6 protein-coding genes are annotated in these 6,676 nt (G+C 39.6%); 3 read left to right on the forward strand and 3 right to left on the reverse strand.

Annotated elements, in window-relative coordinates; genetic code table 11:
- Window positions 1-156: 156 nt before the first annotated feature.
- Window positions 157-1,059, reverse strand: coding sequence for a DUF2268 domain-containing putative Zn-dependent protease (locus tag ABZB17_RS18885; RefSeq protein WP_372652505.1), 903 nt, complete (start codon window positions 1,057-1,059; stop codon window positions 157-159).
- 119 nt (window positions 1,060-1,178) lie between these two features.
- Window positions 1,179-2,309 (reverse strand): tyrosine-type recombinase/integrase, encoded by a 1,131-nt coding sequence (locus ABZB17_RS18890; RefSeq protein WP_372652507.1) that lies wholly within the window; start codon window positions 2,307-2,309, stop codon window positions 1,179-1,181.
- A 133-nt stretch (window positions 2,310-2,442) separates the two neighbouring features.
- Here ABZB17_RS18890 and ABZB17_RS18895 point away from each other — a divergent pair, with 133 nt between their 5' ends.
- Together ABZB17_RS18895 and ABZB17_RS18900 are read left to right on the forward strand one after the other, a co-directional pair.
- Window positions 2,443-2,751 carry a hypothetical protein gene (locus ABZB17_RS18895; protein ID WP_372652509.1) on the forward strand — a complete coding sequence of 103 codons (309 nt, stop codon included), beginning with the start codon at window positions 2,443-2,445 and terminating at the stop codon, window positions 2,749-2,751.
- Between the two features lie 214 nt (window positions 2,752-2,965).
- Complete coding sequence (locus ABZB17_RS18900) at window positions 2,966-3,712, forward strand: DUF6261 family protein (RefSeq protein WP_372652511.1); 747 nt, start codon at window positions 2,966-2,968, stop codon at window positions 3,710-3,712.
- A 75-nt stretch (window positions 3,713-3,787) separates the two neighbouring features.
- Here the strand turns inward: ABZB17_RS18900 and ABZB17_RS18905 are convergent, their stop codons facing one another.
- On the reverse strand, window positions 3,788-5,584 hold the full coding sequence (locus ABZB17_RS18905) for a histidine kinase N-terminal 7TM domain-containing protein (RefSeq protein WP_372652513.1): 1,797 nt from the start codon (window positions 5,582-5,584) through the stop codon (window positions 3,788-3,790).
- Window positions 5,585-5,731: 147 nt separating this feature from the next.
- Between ABZB17_RS18905 and ABZB17_RS18910 the strand changes: the two genes are divergently transcribed.
- The coding region (locus ABZB17_RS18910; RefSeq protein WP_372652515.1) for a S46 family peptidase at window positions 5,732-6,676 on the forward strand (945 nt) is incomplete at its 3' end.

A 6,676-nucleotide genomic window follows, 5' to 3' on the forward strand; every position in this document is an offset into this window, starting at 1 on the left:
CATATCCTAAACTCGGACATAGCTATCATGGTGAAAAGAGCATGGTATTGACGCTTAGCGAACCGCCGTATACGAGACCCGTACGTACGGTGGTGTGAGAGGCGCTCCGGTGGGCTATTGGCTCACCGGCCGTCTACTCGACTGGGTGTTCGTTTTTTATTTTTCATATTCACTTAATTCCAAAATTATTTCAGGTTCCATGTCAATTAAGGATTTATCATTTATATTCGGATTGTTTTCCTTAAACTTTTTAACTATGTTAAATCCTATTGTATAACCACTACAATATGGAATTTCATCGTTGCCAATCATCATTAAGTCGTTCATTTTAGTCTCTCTTTTATTCAATTCAGGTTTTATTATTTTCCAAACCTTTTTTTCTTCTACTTGGTTAATCATATTTGTCCACGGACTATTAACTTCTGGATATAATTGTTTTGCAAAAGAATCTGCTCGACCTTCAAAAATCAGATATTCTAACGGAGTGAAGTCTTTTGTTTTAAAGTTTCTTGATGTCCATACACTGTGATGATATTCGTGAGCAAGAACATATGGCAATTGTTCCTGCCAATTATTTGATGTCGGGTCTATTGATACAATAATTTTTCCTGTTCCGACAGTAATTGCAGTTACTCCAATTTGATAATTTCTAAAAAAGTCAACAAATGCTGGATTTGATGGAATAAACAAAATTTTTGTGTCAGGACCAGGCAACTCAGCGATGATTTTATTTAGGAATGGTTCTGTAAGTTTTTTAAAGTCAATATTTTTTATTTTTTCAGTAAAACCGAAAAGTTTTTCATCCGGCGTAATTTCAGTCTTAATTGATTCAATAATAAATGGATATTCTGCATTTTCTAAAAACTCATTTTCAATGTGCGAAATTACATTTGACAAGTAATCACTTTTCTTAATCAAATAATTCTCAAATATCTCATTGGCAGTAAGTAATTCAATTTTTTGATTATTAACTATCAAGCTAGCTCTTTCGAAATCAATATCTGAGTTTGAACAAGATATAAATGATATCAATCCTAATATGTAAATAATGTGCTTCATTTTCTTTTTTTTAAATGACGCCCAACGTATCAGTAACAAATCATTTATGCACATTATATTTTTTATATCTGTAACAAAAAGTGTCATTTCTAATACTATATGCTTGTAAATGGTACTTTTCATGTGTTGCTTATTATCTCATCAATTGGATTTACAACCTTCGTTAACTCTAAATTCGATACATGAGTGTAAATCTCGGTGGTTTGAATGCTCTCATGCCCCAGCAAGTTTTGTATTACCCTCAGGTTAGTACCCTGTTCCAGCAAGTGCGTGGCAAACGAGTGACGGAGCATATGCAGATGAACCCTTTTTTTAATCCTTGCTTTCTTGGCCGATTTCTTTAAAACCCGCGTAATACTTGTACTTGAATACTGGCTTCCGTTCAGCCCTTCAAATAACCAGTATTTTGGTTTATACGCTATAAAATACTGCTTCAAATGGGTTAATACACTTTTAGATAAAAGCGAATACCGGTCCTTTCGACCTTTGCCTCCACAAATTTTAACCAACATCCTTTCCGAATCAATGTCCTTTAGCTTCATTTGCAAAATCTCGTTCCTGCGTAATCCAGCCGAGTATATCAATTCAAGCATACATTTGTGTTTAATATTTGCCGTATTATCCAAAATAAGCCGAATTTCGTTTTTACTCAGCGTATCGGGCAATGCTTTTTCTTTGCGTGGTCGTTCAATATTTATCAATTGTTTGTCTCTACCCGGAACCTTTTCATAGTAAAATTTAATCGAATTGATGCGCTGATTTTGTTCGCTCCCCGAAATATTAGCCGACTGGATTAAAGCCAGGATGTAATTATTTATTTCCTGCAATTCAATCTGAGATAAATCCAGGCCTTCAAAATAGTGCATAAAATCCTTGAAATAGCCCGAGTAAGTCTTAGTCGTATTTTCGCTGTAACGTTTTTGTTGAAGTAATTCCATGTACCCATTCGGCAGCTTTATGTTTTTACGGTAATCGTAATTTCGTTTCAGCGGGGCCGTATAAACAGCCTGGGTATTTAATTTTAATGAAGAATCGTCCGTATCAGCCAAAACCTTAAATTCCTGCATAAACCGATCATAGTCGAAATCATGTTTTAATACATACCAGCTTCGCAGTTGCTTGCTCCATAACACCGGAAATGTTTGCTTTAATTTTTCCTTTAACGAAAAGTTAAAGGGAAACCGCATCAGGAGAACGTCCTGCTGGGCGTGTTTCGCATATTCAAGCTTTATTTGCGGGCGCGTATTCAACGGGAATAGTTTTTTGATTCTGCCCTTAAAATAAACATAATTTTCGGTAAAAAGCAAATAAATGATAAAATACGTAAGCTGCTGATTAAGAGTGTTCCCGCACGCAAGAGTAGTAAAATCCGGCGGCCCGGAAATGTTCCCGCATACAAGAGAAATAAAATCCGGCAGCCCGGAAATGTTCCCGAACAGGAGAAAAGCCTTTTCCGGTGGCCCGGAAAAGTTTACGCAAAACAGCGAAATAAAATCCGGCTTGCCGGAAATGGTAACGAAAGGCAGAATTGCATTTTCCGGCCTGCCGGAAATTGCCGCGCTTCTGTGCCTGATAAAAACAGGCGGCCCGGAGAATTCGTCGAAAATAAGCGTCGATAAATCGGGCAAAATTTATCTGCCTTTGAAAACAAGAAACCGTTTAGCAGGAGCAAAAGAACCGGGCAGGTGGTGAAGTAGCTCTTATACAATTGCTAACAATCCGGGGAATACGAAATACAATACCTTGTAAGGAGTGTAAGTTGCTGTAAAACATATTTTATATTCTTGACAATTGTTTGCATATGTTTTAATTTTATTACTCAATTTAATACTCATCCATTAATAAAACTTAAATCCTCGAATCATAAAAATCATCAACATTAATTTTAAACCTTAAATTTTTTACTATGAATTTTGTTAATTCTATTTCACTAACCTATTTACGCAACAGCGAGTATTTCGAACTTATTACCGACCTAAAAACCGGCATTATCGGCATTTTCCCCGAAACAAGAGTAACCACCGATTTAATGACACGATTTAATGCCGTGTACAACGAACTGGATGAAGCCACCCGTGTTGATCGCGGAAGTGTATTAACCGAGAAAGTTCAGTCAGCCGACGAAGAACGCGGAAGAACCTGGCGTGCTATGGATTTGATGGTAGATGCGCATTTACACAGCCCGGTACCCGAAGAAGTAGAAAGCGCTAAAATTATCCGCCGCATTTTCGATGTGTACGGCGATTTCCGCAAACGCTCATTCGACAGCGAATCGAGCGAAGCACGCAACCTTATTCAAGACATGGAAAACCCCCAAAATACGGAACATGTAACCCGTATTCGGCTTAATACCTGGCTACCTTTGTATAAAAGCCAGCAGGAAAATTTTAAAACCCTGCAAAACACACGCGATACCGAAAGAGGTTATAAATCAAGTGGCGATGTAAAAGTGGTTCGCGAAAAAATGAGTCCGCTATACCGCGAAATCACCGATCTGGTAAATTCGTACGTAAGAATTGGCATGGCCACACCCGAAATTGAAAACTTTATTGTTGTTATGAATCAGAAAATAAAACGCTATAACGATACGCTGGCTGCCCGCGAAGGAAGAAAAGAAAACAGTGCCGACGAAAATAACGACGACACGGAATAAATATAACTATAATGCCTGTGGGCAGATATTTGTGAGGTTTTCCGGCCTGCCCTTTTTGGGGGTGGGCCGGTTTATTTAACGCACCTCATTAAGTGCTTCAACCCTTACAGCCGGAAGTTTAAAATAGAACAGCGAGCCTCCGCCTTTTTCGCCGCTACTTTCAACACCCACTTTGCCGCCCAGCTTTTCGATAATACGTTTTGCAATCGATAGCCCAAGTCCGTAACCGCCGGCTTTATCGGGTTGCAAACGCGTATGTTTCCGGAATACGTTTATGTGCTGATCTTTCGGAATACCATCGCCATTGTCTTTCACCCAGTATTTTACCATTCCTTGTCCGTTAAGTTCGCAACCCACTTTAATTTGTGGCGGAACGCCACCATATTTCATCGCATTCGATAACAGGTTTATCCAAATTTCCTCAATCCACGGTGCGTAGGCCTGCGCATTTATCCAGCTGTTTTCTACTTCAATGCTAGCCTTGTAATCGAGAATATTATCGGTAATTTGCGCCAGTGCTGCCGTATAAACCTGTTCCATTTCAATCGGTGCGGTTTCAACATCTTCGTGTCCGGCAGTGGCCATTTTTAACAGCTCGTTGGTTACGCTTATGGTTTTAGCCGACGATTCTTTTATCACCGCCGAAAATTCCTTAATCGTTTCCATATCGCCCTCTTCAGCAGCGGCTAATATTATATCGCTTGATGAAAAGATTACGCTTAAGGGGTTTTTCAGATCGTGAGCCAGCGTATGGGCATAAGCATCCAAATCGTCGATTAGTTTTTCGTTACGTCTGTTTTGTTCTTTTAGCAGGTTGTTCTTTTTGGTAAGCTGAATTTTTGTACGGCGTATCGACGAAACATCGCTTAAAACCATCAGTTTTCCGCTAAGTTTTCCCAGCTGGTTGTGTAGCGAAGTAATCCGTATCTGGTAATAAAATGATTGTTTATTGCGTTGCATTTCAAAGTCGGTAAACCGATCGTCATCCGACTGCAGAAGCTTAATAATTTCAGGAAACTGTTCAAAGGTTTGCACAAAGTTGGAATGTATGCATGTTTTTTCGTTCAGCCCAAAAGTTTGTATCAGCGCCGGGTTGGTTTCTTCAATAATCCCGTTTCTGTTTATTACCAAAACACCTTCATTCATGGTGTTCAGCAGTTTCTCGCGTGCAACCGGTATAAGTTCAAATATTTTATAGCGGAATATGCCTAAAGCAATAATCAACCCGGTTAAAACAAACGAAACGGTAGTCCAGTCGAAACCCGGAACCGGATTAATATTAAAAATATACATCAGGTTGGCCATTACCGGAATAAGCGAGGCAACGATTAGTATACGTATTTGTTTTTTGTAAAAGCTCGTAAAGTTTGAAATTGAACTAACCAGGTTAAAAATCCCCCATGCAATTAGCGTAAACGCATAGATATCGAAAAACCAAAACCAAATACCATGTTGGTAATGCAGTATGTTGGTGCTGCTGTCCAGGGTGTAATCTTTCCAGATAAGCCCGTGTTTGTCGTTGGTAAATACCAGAATCAGCGTAATTACCGGAATCAAAAGCGTAATAAGAATAGTACGTTTATTTACCAAGCGAAAATTCTGGCTGTAAGAGGTGGTAAAAAAGAAGTAAGTAAGCGGAATAAATGCAATGCCCAGGTACGACATTTGCGAGTAACGAACTTTTTCTTCCAAAACGGTAGTTCCAAATTCAAGTGCGTAACAAAATGCCCAAATTGCAACAAAAATTTCGAGTAAAATCAGAAAACGTACCTCAATAGCTTTTCTGAATTTCCAAAGGAGGATACTTGTTCCGATTGCAGTAAAAGCCGTTAGTAATTGAATCAGACTGTTACTCGGTAAAAAATCAATCATACTCAGTATTTGTTGCTAGTTGCACAAAATTAACTTTTTTAAGGCATCCTGTCAGATATTATGACAAATCTGTCTTCAAAATGTTTTAAATCATTTTTTAATTTCCGCATTTTTATTCTCTTTATCGCTTTAAATTTTTTAAAGATGATGAAGAAGAGTTTGTTGCTATTGTTACTTGGTTTTAGTTTGTTTCAGCTTTCGGCTAAAGAAGGCATGTGGATACCGATTCTGCTGGAAAAATACAACCTGGCAGAGATGCAGGAAATGGGTTTTAAACTCACTGCCGACGATATTTACGATGTAAACCACTCGAGCATGAAAGATGCCGTAGTAATTTTTGGCGGCGGATGTACCGGAGAACTGATATCGGATGAAGGGCTGCTAATTACCAACCACCACTGCGGATACCGCCAGATTCAGTCGCACAGCACCGTAGAACACGATTACCTTACCAACGGTTTTTGGGCCATGAGCCGCGACGAAGAACTGCCAAACGAACGATTAACGGTAAGTTTTCTGGAATACATGGAAGATGTTACCGACAAAGTACTGGCCGGAATCGAAAACCTGGATGGCGAAGCAGCAGACAAAAAGATTAGCGAAAATACCGATCGCATTATTAAAGAAGCCCGCAACGACGGGAAATTTACCGCGTCGGTAAAGCCGCTTTTTTATGGCAACCAGTATTTCCTTTACGTTTACAAAGTGTATAAAGATGTGCGTTTGGTAGGTGCACCACCATCGGCAATAGGCAAGTTTGGCGGCGATACCGACAACTGGATGTGGCCGCGCCATACCGGCGATTTTTCGCTGTTCCGTATTTATGCCGATGAGAACAACGAACCGGCAGAGTACTCGCCCGATAATGTGCCGTTTAAACCCAAAAAATCGTTCCCGGTTTCGATGAAAGGTATCCAGCCCGGCGATTTTACAATGGTTTTTGGTAACCCCGGAACCACCATGCAATACTGGCCACACCAGGCAGTTGATGTAACCATGAACCAACGCGATCCGGACCGTATAATGCTGCGCGACATTAAACTTGATATTATTGGCGGCGATATGGAATCGGATCCGAAAATTCGTATCCAG

The organism is Draconibacterium sp. (assembly GCF_041583095.1).
Taxonomy (GTDB): Bacteria; Bacteroidota; Bacteroidia; order Bacteroidales; family Prolixibacteraceae; genus Draconibacterium.

Coding starts and splice junctions, on each gene's coding strand:
- ABZB17_RS18885 (WP_372652505.1), bottom strand. CDS start 1,059: ATGAAGCACATTATTTACATATTAGGATTGATATCATTTATATCTTGT.
- ABZB17_RS18895 (WP_372652509.1), top strand. CDS start 2,443: ATGTTCCCGCATACAAGAGAAATAAAATCCGGCAGCCCGGAAATGTTC.
- ABZB17_RS18900 (WP_372652511.1), top strand. CDS start 2,966: ATGAATTTTGTTAATTCTATTTCACTAACCTATTTACGCAACAGCGAG.
- ABZB17_RS18905 (WP_372652513.1), bottom strand. CDS start 5,584: ATGATTGATTTTTTACCGAGTAACAGTCTGATTCAATTACTAACGGCT.